The sequence below is a fragment of the Pannonibacter carbonis genome, from assembly GCF_003012935.1.
In the GTDB taxonomy this organism is placed as follows: domain Bacteria; phylum Pseudomonadota; class Alphaproteobacteria; order Rhizobiales; family Stappiaceae; genus Pannonibacter; species Pannonibacter carbonis.
Genome location: NZ_PUDR01000013.1, coordinates 37,703 through 55,221, shown reverse-complemented (window position 1 = coordinate 55,221; position 17,519 = coordinate 37,703). Strand labels below are relative to the sequence as shown.

The following is a 17,519-nucleotide window of genomic DNA, read 5'->3' as shown; positions in this document are numbered from 1 at the left end:
ATGGGCAGCCCCTTTGCCATTCTTCCACGCGCTCTGGGCATAACGGGTCTTGACGACGACGCGGCGCACGCCGGCCGCACTGTGCCGCCAGCCGCCCGACAGCGTTCGGACGCGGACAAAGGCCGCACCACGGCCACGCTTGACGCCCGGACCTTTGCCGGCCCGCGATGCCTTCCCACTCTTTCCAGCCGAACCAGATGAAGGCGACGAGTAGGTCCGTGATGCGAATGATGATGATCTGCCGGGGCGGTTGCTATGCTGACGCGCCAGCTTCTTTGCCTGCGTCAGAAAGCTCTTCGCCTTGCCCGCCTTCGGCACGTCCGACCTGATGCGGCCAGGCTTCGGGAGAAAGCGGTTCTCGTCGTCGCCACTCATCATCGTATCCGAAGCCGTGACGGCGGAAAATCGGCCGATATTCGGTTAGAGTGCCGGTCAAAACCCAGCAACGCCATGGCTTTGCGCCATATCGCGGCACGCGAGGCCCAAAAGCATGGTGCCGTGCGCCGCGTCCCAAAACAGTGTGCAGACAAGGGCTTGCCCAGAAACCGCCCCGACAGGGTGCCGGTTTCCTTTATCTTGCCCTCCGCCTTTCCTTCCCTTTTTGCCCTTCCTGCCGGGAATGCTGCCAGGCGCACCCAAGCCTGACTGCACACCGGAAATGGACCGAACGAGCGCGTAAACGCCATGCTCATGGCTTGTCGCCATCGCTCGCAAGGGCCACGAATATGCCGCTGTCCTGCGGCTCCTGAACGGCGGGATCGCGCAGAGAAGCGGTTGCGTGGATGTCGCTCGATGGCTGATTAACCGCCGCTGAAATGCCGCCGGATTGCGCAACGAAGAGCGGGGCTTCGCGCCAATCCGGTGGCGGCGGCGGCACGATCGTCGGCACATCAGGCGCAGTCGCACTGCCGAGAACAGGTGCGAGCGTGGCGACATAGGCGCGTGTTTCTGCGGGCAAAGTGCGACCTGTCGCCAGATGCTCGTCATAGCGACCGGGACCGGCATTGTAGGCGGCAAGCATGGCCGCGACATTGCCATAGCGGTCCCACATCTCCCGCAGATACGCCGTACCTGCGAGGATGTTGTCACGCGGATCGTAAGGATCGCGCCCGAGGCCATGGCGGCTGCGCAGGCCCGCCCAGGTATCGGGCATGACCTGCATCAGTCCCATCGCGCCTGCCGATGAAATGGCGCGCACATCGCCCGCGCTTTCCACACGCAGCACGGCCCGAATCCACTGCTCTGGAATGCTGAAACGCTGTGACGCCTCTGCAATGAAAGCAGCATGGGGATGCGCGGTAACAGGCGCGGGTTGCGGCGTGACCTGCGCCATGGCCGGCATCGAGCCGCTGCCAGCCGACAGAAGGGCCGTGAAGAGAAGAAGGGCGAGGGATCGCATGATCTCAGTCCCGATCTTCGCGGGGCCGCGGGCGGCTCCAGTGCAGTGACCATGACGAGCCGGTGTCGTCATCGCGGAACAGATTGGCGCGGATCGGCTGCGGCAAGGCGGGATCGTCGAGCAGCACCGAGAGATATTCGCCAGCCTTTTCGCCGGTGCGTTTCCATGCAGCGCCGACCTCCGGCCCGTCATGTTCAATGTAATGGACGCGATAGTCCGGCGCATTCTCCGCATCGGAATGTTCAGCGGGCACGATGACGAGATCACGCTTCATGGTGAGCGTGACGAGCTGACCGGCGAAGCCGGATGCGTCACGCGCGAATTGACCGATCTGTGGCATGGTGTGTCTCCTGTGTTGGTGGATTTGGCGTGGGTTCAATGCGTGGCCGCCCGCCATTCGTAGCGGCCATCGCCTTCCTCATCGGTCCAGAGCGGGAGCGCCCGGCCGATGACGGAACTGGCGGGAACAGGTCCGAAGTAACGGCCGTCGAGGCTGTCCCGGATGTCCCAATTCATGAGGAAGAGTTCGCCGTCGCGGATGATGCGGCAGCCCTGCCAGACCGGCAGATCGCGGCCCATGCGGTCGTGCTCCAGCGCATCGCCCATCTCGACGTTATCGACGGTGATCGTCGCACCGCTGCGGCAGACGCGCTGTCCCGGCAAGCCGAGGACGCGCTTCAGCAGCGGCACGCCCCGCCCGATATAGCCGCGCTCGACCATGAACCGCTGCAGCGGTTCGGGCGGCGCGATGACGACGAGTTCGGGAACTTCGAGCGCATCGGCGGGAGCAACTATGTAGAAGCCGATGGGCGCGCTGGCGGTTGCATTCCAGATCAGCCGGGTTGGCTGATCGGCAACCGCCGTGGCGACAAGCGTACCGACGGCCAGCATGGACACGGCGAGTATATGACGGCGGCTCATGGCGCGATTCTCTCGCGGCTGACCCATGCGGCATGGCGCTCCGGGGTGTAGGGATTGGGTTCCTGACCGGCACTCAAATGGTTGTGGACGTGCCGCCAATGGTCCGGCGCAACATCCGCCGGATCGACGCCAAGCGCGTCCACGGCATCAATCAGGGCCAGCACCCGCTGGACCTTCGGCCAGCCATCGATACGCAGCAAAATCGCGCCGCCGGGACGAACGAAGGGCACGGTCTGGTACGGTTCGCCACGCCCGGCGGCGCGCAGGATGTCGAGCCGCGAAACGATGGTGCCGTAATCGTTGGAGGCCCAGCGGACGAAGGCGAAGATGCTTTCGGGCGCAAAACCGATCAGACTGCGGCGGCGGTCGATGATCTGCTCAAAGCTCTTGCGGCCGAAGCGTATCCAGCGCTCGACCTTCTTCTTCTGGAAGGTCAGTTCGACCATTGTGGTGAACGGGGCAGGCCCGTTCGCCAGCGGGTGTTCATGCGCAGCGCGCGCGGTTTTGCCGGTCATGGCTGATCTCCTTCGGTGGGTGGAAACTCGCGAGCCAGCAGCTCGCGCAGCATCACGGCGACGGTGACGCCGCGCCGGAAAGCGGTAACCTTGATGCGCCCGCGCAGTTCGGGCGTGATGTCGATGGTCAGACGGGCGGTGAACGCCTCCGCCGCCGTCTTGTGTGTTGCCGGCGCATCGGCGGCTCTGACCCAGCTATCGGGATTGCCCGGACGCGATGCGAAGCCGGATTTGACGGGCAGACGTGTCATGGCACGATCTTCCTGATACCGAGGCCATCGATCTCGGCCACCAGCGCTGTGACCTCCTGTGCGGCCCGTTCGCCGCCATCGGTTTCGGAGACCAGCCGTCCGGTCTGTGCGGCGTCTGCAAAGGCGACACGCTGGCCGACCGTTGTGGCCAGCAACGGCGGATCTTGGTCCGCCAGTGTTTGGGCCGTTTCGCGGGCGATGACTGTGCGCGCCCCACATCGGTTCAGCAGAAAGCGGGCGGCAAGCTCGGGACGATAGATGCGTGCTTCGCTCAGAAGCGCCAGCATTTCGGCTGATGCCCAGCCGTCAAAGGGGGATGGCTGCACCGGGATCAGCACCAGATCAGCTGCAAGCAGCGCAGAGCGCATCAGACCAGCGACACGGGGCGGACCATCAATGACGACATGATCCGCGTCACGCGCCAGTTCCGGCGCCTCCCTGTGCAGGGTATCGCGGGCAAGTCCGATGACGGTGAACAGCCTTGGCAGCCCTTCATGGCTGCGCCGCTCCGACCAGTCGAGTGCGGAGCCTTGCGGGTCGGCATCGATCAGGATGACGCGCTTGCCTTCCGCGGCCCAAGCTCCGGCGAGATGCAGCGCCAGCGTCGTCTTGCCCACGCCGCCTTTCTGATTGAGGAGCGCGACAATCATCGCCGTCCTCCCGGTTTGCCGAGAGGAAGTTCAGGCGTGCTTGTTGACGCGGGCGATCCTTGCTTTGGGGGTGTCAGCTTGCCTTTATGGGCACCCGATCTGAGGGCCGCACCAGCCTTCGCGATGAGCTTTTCCACATCGCGCCGCCGCTCTTCAAAGTTAGATTCTGTGTTAGACTCTAAGTTAAGGGCGCGATTTTCGCTTTTGTTACCGAAGGATAGGAGGTGTTTGGGTTCCCGATAGCACGAGCCTCCGGTTCCTGATGGCACGATAGTCCGGGTTCCCGATAGCACGAGACTATCCACAGGTTTTCCACAGGCCGGGACAGGCTCGAAAGCGAGCAGCATCCGGCCGCCGGTTTCGACCTCGGCGAACAGGGTGTAGCCGGGCAGTGGCTGGCGGCGGATAATGTCGCGCAGCTCGAAGGCGAAGCGCTTGAACGGCGACAGACTGCCCGATTTCTGGTGCAGGTGACGGAAGTCGAACCGCCAACCGTTTTTCTGCCGCCCACCATGCTTGCGCACCAGGCGATAGAGCCAGCGATCCAACCCGCCGGTCAGATTGAAATAGGCCCGGTCGATGGTGAGGATCAGGGCGTCATCCAGAACCGCACTGTAGAACCAGTCAGGCACGATCATCTCGATGCCGTCCGGGCGGCCATTGGCATCGGTCAGCTCGTGCCATTCGTTGATCCACGAAAAACGATGTCGCCGTCCATTCGCGCGCTGGCGGATCGAGGTTGCAACCGTGGTCGATTGCAGCCGGTCCAGCGCCGCCTTCAGACGCTGATAGTCCCTCAGGGAGGTTCCGCGCCCTGTGAATGTCAGGATTTCATAAGGCGTTGCCGCCATCAGGCGCGACGTGCGCAGACCGGCGTCCCGCGCTTCCACGATCTGGCTGGCCGCCCAGATCAGTATATCGGCGTCCCAGATCGTCGCCATACCGTGATCGGGAACAGCTTCGACACGGATCGAGACGTTGCCCAAGGCAAAGTCAATCGGGCGGATACGGTGCGATTTGGAAAGGGAAAAGAAAGGATAGGCCATGAGATCCTGCGCGTCTCGTGGCGCGAGTTCACCGGGAAGCGCCCGAAACAGATCGAGTTGCCCGCGTTCCGAGGCGGATGGGTGCTGCGCTGCCATAGAGGGCTGACCGCCGTGTTCAGCGCGTAATGCGCTTGGGCGAGGTGAATGCGGTCGGCGGTAGAGGTTTCGCCGGGAGAACCTGTCCGCGTGGGTCCGACGTGGAGGTAACCGATCCGCGCGCAACCCAGGCTGCGAGATCCTCGACCGAATAGACAACGCGGCCGCCGAGCTTGTGATAGGCAGGTCCCGTTCCGTAGGTTCTGTGCTTTTCCAGCGTGCGCGCGGACAGACTGAGGAAATCGGCGGCTTCCTTGGTGCGCAGGTAGCGTGGCGGCAAGGCGGCGAGATCAGGTCGCATGGGGTGGCCTCCGTGGTTGTGCAGGATGCCGCTGACGATCAACGGCATGACATGCGCACGGTGGCGAAGGCGCGGCGGCATGGGGGATGAGGAAGATCGAAGGGGTAAAATCCTCACCCTCGATCAGACGTCAGTGTCAGGGTTTGCGACGATGGCGCAAAAGGTCCTGATAACCGCCGTCGATCAGCGCGGCGGCAGATCGAACAAGGGCGATGACAGAGGCGCGCAAAGCCGATGTCTTCCACGGCTCGGCCCGAACGCGCGCCTCTCCGTAGATGGCGATGGCAATCTCGCGATAGGTCGCGTGGTTGGCGTTTCCGTCGGCAGCTTGCATCATCAGGCGAAACCGCCGGCGCTGATACGGCGTCATCCTGGGGTCGCGGCGCGCGGGTTTCCCGGCCAGCATGTGCCAGAGCCTGAGAATGGCTTCGAGCCGATCCGGCAGATTTTCGTCAAGTGGCAGAATGATCGCCGGCTGCGAATTGGCATCGGTGTCGGCGAGGATCAGATATTGAACGCCGTCTCTGGCGTCGCAGACACCATATGTCCCCTCTGGTCCGCAGATGGCATCAGCAAGATCTACCGATAAGGCGGACGGAGAAGGCGGAAGAAAATCGGGCGCTGCTCCGAGCATCAGCATGTCCGGATTGGCAACAGGCGACCAGATGACCGGTTGGTCGAGCGCGGAAAAGCCGGGGTCTGCCGGGAAATCGCAACCCCCAGCGATGTTGGACGTGATCCGCAAGGGGAAGATGCCCGGCGCCTTGCGCTACAAGGTCATCGAAACTGGCCTGATAGGACGCGTTACGGCGCAGGCATTCCCAGGCGACGCCCTCAACGGGCAGCGCATCGTAGAATTCATACTGGTCCTGGTCTCGCCAGCGGGATGTATCCGGCTTCATTGCTCCGCTCCTGGTTGAAACTGCACAGGTGGAGCGTGAAAGAATTGCGGTGCCTCTACCGAGATGGAAGCCAGAACAAAGACATGGGGTGATGCTCTGAAGGCATCACTGGTGCGACGGCGGCGAGGTCAGGTCCGATCTGTCGGATGACGCAGCAGCTGACGATAGCCGCTCTGTGTCATCCAGCGCGCCCGTCCCAGATGGCTGTCATGGACCTGCCGGGCGCGTTCCGGTTCCCGAACAGGATCAATTCCGAACAGCACATTGACGGCTTCGGCCCATTCCGCCCCATCATCGGCGGCATCGAGCAGCCGCATATAGAGCTTGATATGCGCGCGGTCATATTCGGTCAGCTCGTCGCTAACAGGTGCAATATCGTCGAAGGGGGGAAGCGGAGATGTCATGTCGCGGGTCGCCACAGAGCACAGGCCGCCGCAGCGGATCGATGATTCCGCCCGCGCCCGTCAGGCGTCATGGATCTGTCGGTGTCTCTTCTCGTCTTGGCCATGTACCAGCAACACTCCTTGCCCGCGATCCGTGGACAGGAGAACAATCCCTGCTGCTTCAAGCGCCCGGCGCACCTGATCCCGCGTTGTCTCATACACCTCGAGCCGGTTCTCGGACTCAAGGCGTTTCAGGGCAGTCAGCGATATTCGGGCCTTGTCAGCGAGCGTCTCCTGCGTCCAACCCAGCAACGCGCGTGCGGCCCGCGACTGTCGAGCGGTGATCATGCATGATCACCTCCCATCGCGACCGGCGCGCATTCCAGAACTACGGCTATTTTAGTCGTCTTCGCCCGATACGCCATACGAAATCGTCGAATCTGGTCAGGGCGTTATCTGCACGGCTGAGCATGCAGCCCGACTGATTCGCCTGTATGCCGCAATTGCAGCACTTGTGCTGGCCGTAACGCCGACCAGCGCAGAATGATCCCTAAACGCTCCATGGGAAATGATAGCGATATGTTTGGAGATCATTTTCTTTGCGTTTTGCGCTGGATATGGTACCCATCCAGATCAGTGCAGCAAAAATGATCCGTAAAGGCATCACATGAAGGCGGAAGAAGAAACACTGAGGCTGATCGGCGACCATTTTCGCCGCGCGCGTCTTGCAGCGGGGTTGACGCAGGAGCAGGTGGCCGATCTTGCGGGCATTTCGCGCCCGCGCTACCGCGACATCGAGACGGGGGCGGCGGCTGCGCGCACCACGACATTGATCAACATTGCCAGGGCGCTTGGGCTGGAAATGATGCTGGTCCCGCAGGCAATGGTGCCCGCCATCGAGGCGCTTTTGCGCCCCGAGGCCGAGGATGATCATCCGGCCTTCAGCCCGCAACCGGAGAGCGACGATGACAGCCGTCCGTACCGCTGAGACCATCACCGCGCTGGACGTGTTCCTGAACAGTGCGAAGGTTGGCACGATCGTCAGGACGCCGGGTGATTTCAACGCCTTCAGCCTTGATCCGGCCTATCGCGCGACTGGAGGCCATCCGGTTCTGAGCCTATCCCTTCGCGCGGCATCAGGGGGCTTGCGCAAGGATCCGCGACCCGTCGCAGGCAGCCTGCCGCCCTTCTTTGCCAACCTGCTGCCCGAAGACCGGCTGCGCGAGGCGATGGAAAAGCACCATGCGGGTAATGTGCGGTCGGGGAATGATTTCGATCTCCTGGCCACCCTTGGTGCGGATTTGCCGGGGGCCGTTCGGGTGCTGCCCAGTGACGGTCAACCCGGCATCGGGGCGGCGCCAACCCAAGGACGGCCCAAGGCCCGCTTCTCGCTGGCAGGCGTGCAGATGAAGCTCTCGGTGATGAAGAACACCGGCAAGGGCGGCGGGCTGACCTTGCCGCTCGGGGATGACGAGGGCCAATATATTGCGAAATTCCCCTCGACCGCCTTTCCGGGCGTGTCGGAGAACGAGTTCGCGAACCTCGCGCTTGCCGAAGCCATCGGCATGAATGTGCCCGAGCGGGAACTGGTCAGCCGAGACCAGTTCGAGGGCATTCCCGAAGAGTTTGAAACACTTGCCGAGGGGCTTGTCCTGCTCGTGCGGCGTTTTGATCGCGGGGCAGACGGGCAGCGCATCCATATCGAGGATTTCGCGCAGGTTTTCGGCCTGTACCCGGCGCGCAAATATGATGGCGCCGCCTCCCACGACATCGCCTCTGTGCTGAATGTTGCGATCTCGCCGTTCGCCGCGCTGGAGTTTGTCCGGCGGCTGACCTTCTCGGTGGTCATGGGCAATGGCGACATGCACCTCAAGAACTGGTCGCTGATCTATCCGGGCGACGGCGACACGCCCGCTCTAGCACCGATCTACGACATGCTTTCGACCGTGCCCTATATTCCGGCAGATGGGCTGGCGCTGTCTCTGGGCGGCGAGCGGGCCTTCAAGGGCTTGGCCCCGGCCCGCTGGAAGACGTTTGCCAATCGGGCAAGGCTTCCCGAGCCAGCCGTGCTCAAGGCCGTTGTCGAGACGGTGAAACGCATTGATACGAAATGGTGGACACTGCCGGAGCGCGAAGTGGTCCCGCCGCCCGTGCTGGAGCGCATCGACGCCCATGTCAAAACCATCATCCCGATCCTAAGCGCCTGATCCGTGCCAGACACGACAGGGCGCGGTGGCGTGACGACTTTCCCGCGGACATGAGAAAGGCCCCGACCTTGCGGTCGGGGCCTTTGTGCCGCGCCTTAGTCGCCGCGGCGACCGTTGGGGCGGGACCAGATGAGGGAGAAGGTTTCGCCTTCTTCGTCATCGAAGAGGTTGGCGTAGATCGGAGCGTTGAAGCTCGGATCGTCCAGCTTGAGGCCGAGATAGTCGCGGCCCTCGTTGGAGCGCTTGGACCAGGCGGCGCCGATCTCGGCGCGGCCGACCAGAACCCGGTGGCTGGGGGCGTTTTCGCCGGTAGCGCGCAGGTCGGGGATGATGCGCACGCCCTTGGCCTGGACGCTGAGGGTGACGATGTCGCCGGTGAATTCGTTCGAGCCGGTCTTCTTGAAGGTGCCGATGGTTGCCATTTTAAGTCTCCGTTTTCCGTTTCCGAGCCCGCACCATTGCGGCCTCTATGGCGATCGACCGGCCGGAGACGAACGCTGGCGCACCCCCTCGGGGGCTGGACAGCACAGGAGGAACTTTCTTGTTCCGCGCGGAATGGCGGCTCTGCCGTCAGGGGAAGAAAGTTGTGACGACGCTGTTGCGCTAAAGCGGTCGAAGCGCATCGCGCTGCTCTTCGGCCAGATCAGGCCATTGAAGAGGCCGTTTGGAGTGGTCGAGACACGGGGGCTGAACGGAGATGTGGCAACCTTGAGGCTCCATCAGGATGACCTGACCGGCAACACCGGCCTTTCCTGTCACCCTGCGTCTCAGATCATGCGCATCTCTGCTTCCGGCCTGTTCCACCGGCATGCCACCACCCGCGGGTTCCCGTCAGTCTGCACGCGCTGGTGCCGACCGTCCTGCGCTCCTATGGGCCGCGTCTGTGCCCCAGGTTGATCCGGTGATTGGCCGCTGTCTGTCACCATTTTCCTGACGAAGACGGAAGACGATCAGCATCCGCTTCTGGTCGCCATCAACGGATCATTGCGGTTCAGGTTCGTGCAAAGCCGCCGTCCGCGTGGTCGGTTGCCGCCATGCCCGCAACGCGCAGGAACGCCGTCACGCCCACCGCAACCGCTCCGATCACCGAGAAGATGAGTTGCCATATCTCCGAGGGCATCATGTGCTTGACAATACCGAGCGTGGCGTAAAATCCGGCCATTCCCGCCGGAGCGACGAAGGCCAGAGCAATCAGCAGACGCGCCCACATCGGGCGGATCAGCATGAGCAGGCCCTGACCAACAGCCAGCGTCAGACCGGCGGCGAGAAGACCAACGACGATGCCGCCGAGCCAGCCAGCCCCAGTATCATAGGCCAAGGCGCCTGCATTCAGGCCAATAAAGAACGGCAAAGCGAATACGGCGAGATTGAACAGCAGCCAGCACATGGTGCCGATGGCTGCGATGGAAACGAGGATTCCGAGAACGATCATGGTGGTGTCTCCGTGCAAAAGGTTGGACGGTTGCGCCTTCCACCACCACCATGGCGCAATCACAGCATAGCAGCATTCCTCTCACCGCGCGAGAAGCGATGGCTTTCGAGGCCAGGCCTGTCCGAAAACTCGCAGTTTGAATGAGAAAGCTTATGCGTCTGGTGGACCAGTATCTGCTGCACCTCTACGATGACCATATCGTTGGGCGGAAGGATGCGGGTTAAAGCTATGGCAGAAGTCGATTGGTCAGATCGGGCATTTTATGATGACGGCGAATGGGTGACATGGTCAGACATTGACGAACAGCTTCGTCACAAGGAATGGGGAGCGAAGTATCCAAACGCCATCCGATCAATGATCCCGTATTTTGAGGACCTGATCTCACTCGCCGAGAGCTACCATCTGGAGACGGGCCTGCATTTATCGGTGTATGGCGACATCGGTGAGCTGTTCGGTGCCATCACCTACGGCATCAAGTTGAACAAGACCTACGCGCAAGGTTCGGACGGCAAGCTCGAAAATGATCATGTCGAGATCAAAACCATCACTCCTTTCAAGAGCAAAGACGTGGTGATGGTGGATACATCAAGGCATTTCAGCAAGCTGCTCGTGGTCAAAATTAATGCGGAATTCCAGGTCTCCGGGCGAATGGTCAGCCGCAAGCAATTGCCAAAGCGCTCAGGCCGTTATGTCCGAATTCGTTGGGACGACCTGGCGCTATTGCAGTAGTGCTTATGCTGAACAGGCAGCGCTCACGCGCTGCCGGTCCCGAAGCGATAAACCGGGATACCCATCTTGCGAGCCTTGTCGGCCAGATTGTCCTGAATGCCCGTGCCGGGGAAGATGATGACCCCGATCGGCATGATGCCGAGCATCTGGTCGTTGCGCTTGAACGGCGCCGCCTTGGCATGTTTAGCCCAGTCAGGTTTGAAGGCGACCTGCGCGACTTTGCGATTGCTGGCCCAGGTGGCCGCGATGCATTCCGCGCCCTTGGGCGATCCACCGTGCATCAGAACCATGTCCGGGTGCTTGGCATGGACCTGATCGAGCTTGGCCCAGATCGTCCGGTGATCAGTCGTGTCTCCGCCCGAGAAGGCGATCTTTGGCCCGGCGGGCAACAGCACCTCGTTGTCGGCCCGGCGTTTGGCGGCGATGAAGTCGCGGCTGTCGATCATGGCCGAGGTCATCTGGCGATGGTTGACCCGTGAACCGGAGCGTTGCGACCAGGGCGTTCCGGTGGTGCGCAGATAGATGTCCGCGGCAGTCTCGCGGAAGATTTCCATGCTGTCACGGCGCTCGATCAGGCTTTGTCCCGCGCCGATCAGGGTTTCCAACTGGACGGATTTAACCTCGCTGCCGTCCTGTTCGCGTTGAAGGCGTTTCTGCGTCTGCTCGTTATCGTCAAGCTTGCGCTCGATCCGTTCGACAGCGCGGTGGAAGGTGTTGACGGTGGACCAGAGGATTTCGTCGAGGTCGAAATCGAGGCTGGTGTCGGCCATGGTGGAAATCAGGGCGTCGAAGATGTCGGAGACTGCCCCCTGGATGACGTGATCTTCGGGTGTGATCCGGGGATCGGCCTCGTCTTCGGAGGGGCGGTAGCCGTAGAGTTCGAGTTCTTCGATGGCATGGCCGGTCGGGGACGTGCTGTGATCGGGTTCGAAATCGTCGTGTGCGTACATGGGATGCTTCCGTCAGTTGGACCGCGACCGTCGCGGCCTTCATGGCGAGACACGCCCACGGGCACTCCGGTCTGGCAGCACGAGCCTCTGGCGAGGGCCTTGATGGCAAAGCCCGACTGATTTGTTTCGCGCTGTAAAGGCGGGCTTGCCCGCCGACGGAAATCAGTCGGGCGCCGCCATTGCCTGACCGGAGCGTTTGTGGGCCGATCGCCCTCTCGGAAGGCCAAGGCGCGGTCCTCTTCTGATGACAGGCAGCCTGCGCGCATGACCGGATCGGAACGTCCCCGATCACGGCCCCATACCGGCTATGCTATTGAAGCCATGAAGCGGCTGACGTCCTCGGGGGCGATTTGCACCCGGATCTCTGCTCGAACGGCATCCAGCCCATGAGTTACGAGATCTTCGTTGAAGTCCCCCATCATGGGCGAGAGCGTGATGGTCTCGATTCCGACCTCGTGCGCCCGGTCCACCAGGCTATCGCGGGCGCTGTTCCCTGCCGGATCGTTATCACGGACGATATAGAGCCTGCGCAGTTGTGGCGGGAACAGAATAGCGGCGAGATGTCCGGCCGAGAGTGCGGAAACCATCGGCATGGTGGGCAGAGCCTGACGCAGTGACAGGATGGTTTCGATACCTTCCCCTGCTGCCATGACATCGTGCGCATCACCGAAACGAACCGCATGTCCGAGCAGGTCGCCCATTGCCTTCCTTGGCGGATCGACAGGTGCCTTGCCGGAACCGTCCGGGGCCAGCCAGGTGCGGTGCGCGCCGGTGATCCTGCCATCGAAGTCGGTGACGGCGGCGATCATGGCGGGCCAGGCTTGCGTCGGGGCATCGTCCTCGGGCCGCCAGTAGCAGTTGGGATGGAAACGCAGATTTGCGGTTTGGCGTATATCCGTCATCCCGCGTCCGCGTAAATACGCTTCTGCGGTACTGCCGATCAGCGGCTGTGTCATGCGCCAGAGTCGGCGTGCGGCCTCCGATGATCCCGATGGTGCTGGCGGGCGGGACTGACGGGATGGCGGCTGCGGTTCAGGATGCGGCAGGCTGAGGAAGCGCCGGGCTTCTTCGGCAACGTCTGTGAAATCGATCAGACCGAGCGAGTCCCGGATCACGTCCAGCAGATCGCCATATTCCCCCGTGGCCGAGTCCTGCCATTTACCGGCAATGCCTTTCACGCTGTCGTGCAACCGGACGAACATGGAGCGGCCAGCCGTGTTTCGGACATCGCCAACCTGCCAGTAATTGCCCTGTTTGCGGCCATTGGAGAGATAGTGGCGGCACACCGCCTCGGCCTGTCGGCCGAGACGCTGCGCCAGTTCGGAAGCGTTGAGACGCGCCATTATGCGGCCTCCCGCTCACCGATGCGCTCAACCGGGAAGCGGTCAAGCAGTTTGCCGATGATCTCCGGCCCCGTTGCATCCACGGGCACGAAGAAGCGCAGTTTCCACGAGATGATCTCACTGAAGAGGCCATAGGCTCGCAGCCGGTCACGCATCGCATCAGTAAAGCCGGTCAGTTCGATCCGGTTGGCGCCCATGACGCGGACGCGGCGCAGTTTCAGCCCTTCGGCGAGATCAAGGATCGTGCGACCTTCGATCAGCGCGGCATAGGCGGCATCCGGTGTCAGGTTGTTGGTGACGCCACTGGTCGAAGCATTGGCGGCCCAGGCCGGCGATACCCGGCGACCGATGATGCGTTCGCCCTCGTCGGTCTGGAGCCGATAGACGCGGGCGGAGTCCTGCGGCAGGCGTTTCCAGATCGGCAGAAGCAGCCCTGACACCATATGCAGGATGCTGTCGGTGAACTCCGGCACCTGGGCCAGTTCCGCCTTCCAGGCTGTGGTGAAGGCGGCACGGTCAGCCTCGATCCAATGGGTCTCGCCCATCGCCCGCACCGGAATGTTCATCGCTTCCATCGGCCGGATCAGCCGCACGCGCCTTTCGATCTCACCATCATCCAGCATGACGCTGGTGGTCGGGACCTGAACGGCAGCGCGACCGGATCGCTCGTTGATGAGCAATCTTGCGCGGGGATCATCCAGTTCCGCCAGGGCGGCATTGAGCGTAACCGGCTGATTGCGTTTGCGCTCGGTGAGCGTCAGGAGCCGGGTTTCCGCGCCGGTGCCCGGATGGGTGTGGATGACCTGCCGGTCTGTGACGATGAAGCTTTCGGCCTTCAGCGTCTCCAGCCCCATGTCATAGGTGCCGGATGCGATTGCTCCGTCGATCCGTGCCTGCAGAAGCTGCTCGAAGGCCGAGAACAGGATGCCCTGCAATTCGATGGTCAGCGCCAGCAGGCGGTTGAGGAAGGTGGTGATCGGCGGCAGTTCGTCCTTCACACCGGTGCTGTCCATCAGCTTCAGGCCGGTGGCGGATTCAAACCGTTCGAGCGAGCAGCCCTCGACCTTGCCGCGCACGATCAGCAGATAGAGCTGGCGCAGCGCGTCGCGGGCATAGGCGGATTCCAGATTATCCTCCGGACGGAACAGCCCCTGACCGCCGGTCTGGCGCTGGCCGCGCGTGATCGCGCCCAGCGTGTCGAGACGGCGGGCGATGGTCGAGAGGAAGCGCTTCTCGGCTTTGACATCCGTAGCGATGGGGCGGAAGAGCGGCGGCTGCGCCTGATTGGTCCGGTTGGTGCGGCCCAGCCCCTGAATGGCGGCATCTGCCTTCCAGCCTGGCTCCAGCAGGTAATGCACGCGCAGCCGCTGGTTTCGCGCCGAGAGTTCGGCGTGATAGCTGCGCCCCGTGCCACCGGCATCCGAGAAGACCAGAATGCGCTTCTGATCATCCATGAAGGCCGAAGTCTCGGCAAGATTGGCAGAAGGCGCACGGTTCTCGACGGCTAGGTGGGCCGCTGCTCCAATACCCTTGCGCACGATCCGGCGTGAGCGGCCCGTGACCTCCGCCACAATATCCGTGCCGAAGCGCTGCACGATCTGGTCGAGCGCACCGGGGACAGGCGGAAGCGAACCCAGCTGCTCCAGCATCTCGTCGCGCCGCGCCACCGCTTCGCGGCATTCCACCGGCTGACCATCGCGGAAGACGGGGCGTGACGACAGGTTGCCCTCGCCATCGCTGAAAGGTTCATAGAGCTGCACCGGAAAGGAATGCTGCAAATACGAGCCGACATATTCCCTCGGAGTGACATCGACGGAAATATCATTCCATTCCTCGGTGGGGATCTCGGATAGCCGCCGTTCCATCAGCGCTTCGCCGGTCGAGACGATCTGGATGACGGCCGCATGGCCCGCTTCAAGATCGGCATCAATGGACCGGATCAGGGTCGGGGTTTTCATGGAGGTCAGCAGATGGCCAAAGAAGCGCTGCTTGGTGCTTTCAAAGGCCGAACGGGCGGCGGATTTGGCCTGCCGGTTCAGCGTCCCCTCGCTGCCGGTGATGTTGGCGGCTTCCATCGCCGCGTCCAGGTTCCCATGAATGACAGCGAAGGCGGCAGCATATGAGTCGTAGATGTGCCGCTGTTCGTCCGTGAGCTGATGCTCGATCAGTTCATATTCGACGCCATCATAGGAGAGTGAGCGGGCGGTATAGAGGCCGAGAGATCGCAGGTCGCGGGCCAGGACCTCCATGGCCGCAACGCCACCGGATTCGATCGCCTCGACGAACTCGGCGCGGGTCTGGAACGGAAAGTCCTCACCGCCCCAGAGGCCGAGGCGCTGAGCATAGGCGAGATTGTGGACGGTGGTGGCGCCAGTCGCCGAGACATAGACGACGCGGGCGTCGGGCAGCGCGTGCTGAAGCCGCAGGCCCGCACGTCCCTGCTGCGAGGCGGCGACATCACCGCGTTCACCTTTTCCGCCACCGGCATTCTGCATGGAATGGCTCTCGTCGAAGATAATGGCTCCATCGAAATCGGACCCCAACCATTCGACGATCTGCTTGACGCGGGAAACCTTCTCGCCCCGGTCATCGGAGCGCAGCGTGGCATAGGTGGTAAACAGGATGCCTTCCGATAGCGTGATCGGCTTGCCCTGCGGGAAGCGTGACAGAGGTGTGACAAGCAGCCGCTCCATGCCGAGCGCCGACCAGTCGCGTTGCGCGTCCTCGATCAGCTTGTCGGATTTGGAGATCCAGATCGCCTTGCGGCGCCCTCGCAGCCAGTTGTCGAGAATGATGGCGGCGGACTGGCGACCCTTGCCAGCGCCGGTTCCATCACCGAGCATGAAGCCCCGGCGAAAGCGGATCGATCCGGCAGCATCCTCGGGCGCGGCGCTCACATTGTCGAAATGCTCGTCCACGGTCCAGGCGCCGGCGAGATGATCGGCGTGGGCTTCACCGGCATAGATCACCGTTTCAAGCTGGGCGTCCGACAGACGCGCGCAGATGTCGGGCGGCAGCATGGGCTGGTAGGAAGGCTTGGGCGGTGCGACCGAGGCCATGGCGGCGGATTGCACCAGCTTGGTCGGATGCGGCTGTGCACCAGCGATACGCAGCGATTGCAGCGCATATTCCTCATAGATCGCGTCGGACAGGCGAGCGCCTTCCGGTGGCGTCCAGTCCACGGTCTCATAGGCGAGTTCGACGCCATCAGGATCATTGGCCGAAGCAGCGACAGATCGCGTAGCCGCCGAGCGAGCGAGATAGCCCCGCACGGTCTTCGGCGCGGTGGCCGAAGCGGAAACCACGATCTTCGGCAATGACACTGGCAGGCGCGGCGGAACCTGTTCCTCGATCCATCCGATCAGCGTGGCAACATCAGGCGCGATCCCCGGCGAAGCCGGCAAACTGGCGGGATCGTCGGCGGGCAGTTTGTCGATAACGGTCAGCCGCGTGTCGATCGTGGTGCCGTGCTTTGCATAGACCGCACCATCGACGGCAGCGCTGAACACCACGCGGCCACGGGCCTGCAAGCGGATGAAGGCGTCCCGCCATGCCGGAGCTTCGGGGCCAAAGCCAGCGCCGGTGATCGTCACCAACCGACCGCCGGGAGCAAGACGGGCCAGTGCCGCGGCAACATGGCGATAGGCCGCATCCGCGACACGCCCGCTGACATTGGCCATGACCGAGAATGGCGGGTTCATCAGCACCACGGAGGGGACAGCATCCGGAGCCAGATGATCATCGATCTGGGCGGCGTCGAAGCGGGTGACGGCAAAAGCCGGAAAGATCTGGGCAAGCAGATCGGCCCGGGTCTCGGCCAGTTCGTTGAGGATCAGCGAGCCGCCGATGGTCTGCGCCAAGATCGCCAGAAGGCCGGTGCCCGCCGATGGTTCCAGCACCCTGTCATCGGGCGTAATCGCGGCAGCCGTCAGAGCGGTAAGGCCGAGCGGGATCGGCGTCGAAAATTGCTGGAAGTTCTGGCTTTCCTCGGAACGTCGGGTCTGCGTGGGCAGCAGCCCCGCGACCTTTGCCAGCACGGAAATCCGTGCAGCCGGAGACGCGGCTTTACGGAAAAGCGCCTTTCCGTATTTGCGCAGGAAGAGGACCGTGGCGACCTCGCAGGCCTCATAGGCAAGCTTCCAGTCCCAGACGCCGGTAGCGTCAGATGCGCCGAAGGCCGTTTCCATCACACCGCGCAGGATGGCAGCATCGACGCGCTGACCGCGTTCGAGATGGGGGAGCAGATGATTGGCCGCAGCCAGAATGGCGGGCGCAGCCGCCATTGGCGTGACCGGATCGGTCACGGGGAACACCATGTTCATGTCTGGAACCTCAGGAGAGCGAAAAGGACAGGTCCGAACAGCGCTCTCTCTCGACCGCCCGGACTTAACCCC

20 protein-coding genes are annotated in these 17,519 nt (G+C 62.7%); 3 read left to right on the top strand and 17 right to left on the bottom strand.

Features of this window, described 5'->3' with window-relative positions; translation table 11 throughout:
* Nucleotides 1-688: 688 nt before the first annotated feature.
* The 12 genes from C8348_RS17315 to C8348_RS17260 all read right to left on the bottom strand — a co-directional run bounded on the left by C8348_RS17315 (nucleotide 689) and on the right by C8348_RS17260 (nucleotide 6,812).
* Complete coding sequence (locus tag C8348_RS17315; RefSeq protein ID WP_038146338.1) at nucleotides 689-1,399, bottom strand: lytic transglycosylase domain-containing protein; 711 nt, start codon at nucleotides 1,397-1,399, stop codon at nucleotides 689-691.
* Between the two features lie 4 nt (nucleotides 1,400-1,403).
* Complete coding sequence (locus C8348_RS17310) at nucleotides 1,404-1,739, bottom strand: DUF736 domain-containing protein (protein ID WP_038146343.1); 336 nt, start codon at nucleotides 1,737-1,739, stop codon at nucleotides 1,404-1,406.
* 35 nt (nucleotides 1,740-1,774) lie between these two features.
* Nucleotides 1,775-2,320, bottom strand: a complete 546-nt coding sequence (locus tag C8348_RS17305; protein ID WP_038146346.1) for a S26 family signal peptidase — start codon at nucleotides 2,318-2,320, stop codon at nucleotides 1,775-1,777.
* Nucleotides 2,317-2,835, bottom strand: coding sequence for a DUF2840 domain-containing protein (locus tag C8348_RS17300; protein WP_038146355.1), 519 nt, complete (start codon nucleotides 2,833-2,835; stop codon nucleotides 2,317-2,319). Before C8348_RS17300 ends, C8348_RS17305 begins: the two co-directional genes overlap by 4 nt.
* Nucleotides 2,832-3,086, bottom strand: coding sequence for a hypothetical protein (locus C8348_RS17295; RefSeq protein WP_038146356.1), 255 nt, complete (start codon nucleotides 3,084-3,086; stop codon nucleotides 2,832-2,834). The genes C8348_RS17300 and C8348_RS17295 overlap by 4 nt, the downstream gene beginning before the upstream one ends.
* Nucleotides 3,083-3,736: a ParA family partition ATPase gene (parA, locus tag C8348_RS17290; protein WP_100237033.1), complete on the bottom strand. Its 654-nt coding sequence runs from the start codon at nucleotides 3,734-3,736 to the stop codon at nucleotides 3,083-3,085. The genes C8348_RS17295 and parA overlap by 4 nt, the downstream gene beginning before the upstream one ends.
* Complete coding sequence (locus C8348_RS17285; RefSeq protein WP_081874955.1) at nucleotides 3,733-4,878, bottom strand: replication initiator protein A; 1,146 nt, start codon at nucleotides 4,876-4,878, stop codon at nucleotides 3,733-3,735. The genes parA and C8348_RS17285 overlap by 4 nt, the downstream gene beginning before the upstream one ends.
* A 19-nt stretch (nucleotides 4,879-4,897) precedes the next feature.
* Complete coding sequence (locus C8348_RS17280; protein ID WP_010336149.1) at nucleotides 4,898-5,179, bottom strand: helix-turn-helix transcriptional regulator; 282 nt, start codon at nucleotides 5,177-5,179, stop codon at nucleotides 4,898-4,900.
* Between the two features lie 136 nt (nucleotides 5,180-5,315).
* The gene (locus C8348_RS17275; protein ID WP_198647107.1) at nucleotides 5,316-5,813 is read right to left on the bottom strand and encodes a DUF2285 domain-containing protein; all 498 of its coding nucleotides are present in this window, start codon (nucleotides 5,811-5,813) and stop codon (nucleotides 5,316-5,318) included.
* Nucleotides 5,749-6,081, bottom strand: coding sequence for a transcriptional regulator domain-containing protein (locus C8348_RS22435; protein WP_244294046.1), 333 nt, complete (start codon nucleotides 6,079-6,081; stop codon nucleotides 5,749-5,751). Before C8348_RS22435 ends, C8348_RS17275 begins: the two co-directional genes overlap by 65 nt.
* A gap of 128 nt (nucleotides 6,082-6,209) precedes the next feature.
* Nucleotides 6,210-6,485: a DNA -binding domain-containing protein gene (locus tag C8348_RS17265; protein ID WP_020818552.1), complete on the bottom strand. Its 276-nt coding sequence runs from the start codon at nucleotides 6,483-6,485 to the stop codon at nucleotides 6,210-6,212.
* Nucleotides 6,486-6,545: 60 nt separating this feature from the next.
* Entirely contained in the window at nucleotides 6,546-6,812 is a 267-nt protein-coding gene (locus C8348_RS17260; protein WP_020818551.1) for a helix-turn-helix domain-containing protein, read from the bottom strand.
* Between the two features lie 319 nt (nucleotides 6,813-7,131).
* Here C8348_RS17260 and C8348_RS17255 point away from each other — a divergent pair, with 319 nt between their 5' ends.
* Complete coding sequence (locus C8348_RS17255) at nucleotides 7,132-7,452, top strand: helix-turn-helix domain-containing protein (protein WP_009450556.1); 321 nt, start codon at nucleotides 7,132-7,134, stop codon at nucleotides 7,450-7,452.
* Nucleotides 7,430-8,671: a type II toxin-antitoxin system HipA family toxin gene (locus tag C8348_RS17250; protein ID WP_024899153.1), complete on the top strand. Its 1,242-nt coding sequence runs from the start codon at nucleotides 7,430-7,432 to the stop codon at nucleotides 8,669-8,671. The genes C8348_RS17255 and C8348_RS17250 overlap by 23 nt, the downstream gene beginning before the upstream one ends.
* A 95-nt stretch (nucleotides 8,672-8,766) precedes the next feature.
* On the opposite strand, the gene C8348_RS17245 is transcribed toward C8348_RS17250, so the two are convergent.
* The gene (locus C8348_RS17245) at nucleotides 8,767-9,093 is read right to left on the bottom strand and encodes a DUF736 domain-containing protein (RefSeq protein ID WP_038146388.1); all 327 of its coding nucleotides are present in this window, start codon (nucleotides 9,091-9,093) and stop codon (nucleotides 8,767-8,769) included.
* A 569-nt stretch (nucleotides 9,094-9,662) separates the two neighbouring features.
* Nucleotides 9,663-10,103 (bottom strand): hypothetical protein, encoded by a 441-nt coding sequence (locus C8348_RS17230; protein WP_038146389.1) that lies wholly within the window; start codon nucleotides 10,101-10,103, stop codon nucleotides 9,663-9,665.
* Between the two features lie 228 nt (nucleotides 10,104-10,331).
* Between C8348_RS17230 and C8348_RS17225 the strand changes: the two genes are divergently transcribed.
* Nucleotides 10,332-10,832, top strand: coding sequence for a hypothetical protein (locus C8348_RS17225; RefSeq protein WP_038146393.1), 501 nt, complete (start codon nucleotides 10,332-10,334; stop codon nucleotides 10,830-10,832).
* Nucleotides 10,833-10,855: 23 nt separating this feature from the next.
* Here C8348_RS17225 and C8348_RS17220 read toward each other — a convergent pair whose 3' ends face one another.
* The 3 genes from C8348_RS17220 to C8348_RS17210 all read right to left on the bottom strand — a co-directional run bounded on the left by C8348_RS17220 (nucleotide 10,856) and on the right by C8348_RS17210 (nucleotide 17,447).
* The gene (locus C8348_RS17220; protein WP_038146396.1) at nucleotides 10,856-11,782 is read right to left on the bottom strand and encodes a DUF2493 domain-containing protein; all 927 of its coding nucleotides are present in this window, start codon (nucleotides 11,780-11,782) and stop codon (nucleotides 10,856-10,858) included.
* Between the two features lie 305 nt (nucleotides 11,783-12,087).
* Entirely contained in the window at nucleotides 12,088-13,125 is a 1,038-nt protein-coding gene (locus C8348_RS17215; RefSeq protein WP_106754604.1) for a DUF7146 domain-containing protein, read from the bottom strand.
* Complete coding sequence (locus tag C8348_RS17210; RefSeq protein ID WP_038146400.1) at nucleotides 13,125-17,447, bottom strand: strawberry notch-like NTP hydrolase domain-containing protein; 4,323 nt, start codon at nucleotides 17,445-17,447, stop codon at nucleotides 13,125-13,127. The genes C8348_RS17215 and C8348_RS17210 overlap by 1 nt, the downstream gene beginning before the upstream one ends.
* Nucleotides 17,448-17,519: the final 72 nt, after the last annotated feature.

Excerpts from the sequence above, each read along its gene's own strand:
- C8348_RS17315 (WP_038146338.1), bottom strand. The coding sequence starts at position 1,399 with ATGCGATCCCTCGCCCTTCTTCTCTTCACGGCCCTTCTGTCGGCTGGC.
- C8348_RS17310 (WP_038146343.1), bottom strand. The coding sequence starts at position 1,739 with ATGCCACAGATCGGTCAATTCGCGCGTGACGCATCCGGCTTCGCCGGT.
- C8348_RS17305 (WP_038146346.1), bottom strand. The coding sequence starts at position 2,320 with ATGAGCCGCCGTCATATACTCGCCGTGTCCATGCTGGCCGTCGGTACG.
- C8348_RS17300 (WP_038146355.1), bottom strand. The coding sequence starts at position 2,835 with ATGACCGGCAAAACCGCGCGCGCTGCGCATGAACACCCGCTGGCGAAC.
- C8348_RS17295 (WP_038146356.1), bottom strand. The coding sequence starts at position 3,086 with ATGACACGTCTGCCCGTCAAATCCGGCTTCGCATCGCGTCCGGGCAAT.
- parA (WP_100237033.1), bottom strand. The coding sequence starts at position 3,736 with ATGATTGTCGCGCTCCTCAATCAGAAAGGCGGCGTGGGCAAGACGACG.
- C8348_RS17285 (WP_081874955.1), bottom strand. The coding sequence starts at position 4,878 with ATGGCAGCGCAGCACCCATCCGCCTCGGAACGCGGGCAACTCGATCTG.
- C8348_RS17280 (WP_010336149.1), bottom strand. The coding sequence starts at position 5,179 with ATGCGACCTGATCTCGCCGCCTTGCCGCCACGCTACCTGCGCACCAAG.
- C8348_RS17275 (WP_198647107.1), bottom strand. The coding sequence starts at position 5,813 with ATGCTCGGAGCAGCGCCCGATTTTCTTCCGCCTTCTCCGTCCGCCTTA.
- C8348_RS22435 (WP_244294046.1), bottom strand. The coding sequence starts at position 6,081 with ATGAAGCCGGATACATCCCGCTGGCGAGACCAGGACCAGTATGAATTC.
- C8348_RS17265 (WP_020818552.1), bottom strand. The coding sequence starts at position 6,485 with ATGACATCTCCGCTTCCCCCCTTCGACGATATTGCACCTGTTAGCGAC.
- C8348_RS17260 (WP_020818551.1), bottom strand. The coding sequence starts at position 6,812 with ATGATCACCGCTCGACAGTCGCGGGCCGCACGCGCGTTGCTGGGTTGG.
- C8348_RS17255 (WP_009450556.1), top strand. The coding sequence starts at position 7,132 with ATGAAGGCGGAAGAAGAAACACTGAGGCTGATCGGCGACCATTTTCGC.
- C8348_RS17250 (WP_024899153.1), top strand. The coding sequence starts at position 7,430 with ATGACAGCCGTCCGTACCGCTGAGACCATCACCGCGCTGGACGTGTTC.
- C8348_RS17245 (WP_038146388.1), bottom strand. The coding sequence starts at position 9,093 with ATGGCAACCATCGGCACCTTCAAGAAGACCGGCTCGAACGAATTCACC.
- C8348_RS17230 (WP_038146389.1), bottom strand. The coding sequence starts at position 10,103 with ATGATCGTTCTCGGAATCCTCGTTTCCATCGCAGCCATCGGCACCATG.
- C8348_RS17225 (WP_038146393.1), top strand. The coding sequence starts at position 10,332 with ATGGCAGAAGTCGATTGGTCAGATCGGGCATTTTATGATGACGGCGAA.
- C8348_RS17220 (WP_038146396.1), bottom strand. The coding sequence starts at position 11,782 with ATGTACGCACACGACGATTTCGAACCCGATCACAGCACGTCCCCGACC.
- C8348_RS17215 (WP_106754604.1), bottom strand. The coding sequence starts at position 13,125 with ATGGCGCGTCTCAACGCTTCCGAACTGGCGCAGCGTCTCGGCCGACAG.
- C8348_RS17210 (WP_038146400.1), bottom strand. The coding sequence starts at position 17,447 with ATGAACATGGTGTTCCCCGTGACCGATCCGGTCACGCCAATGGCGGCT.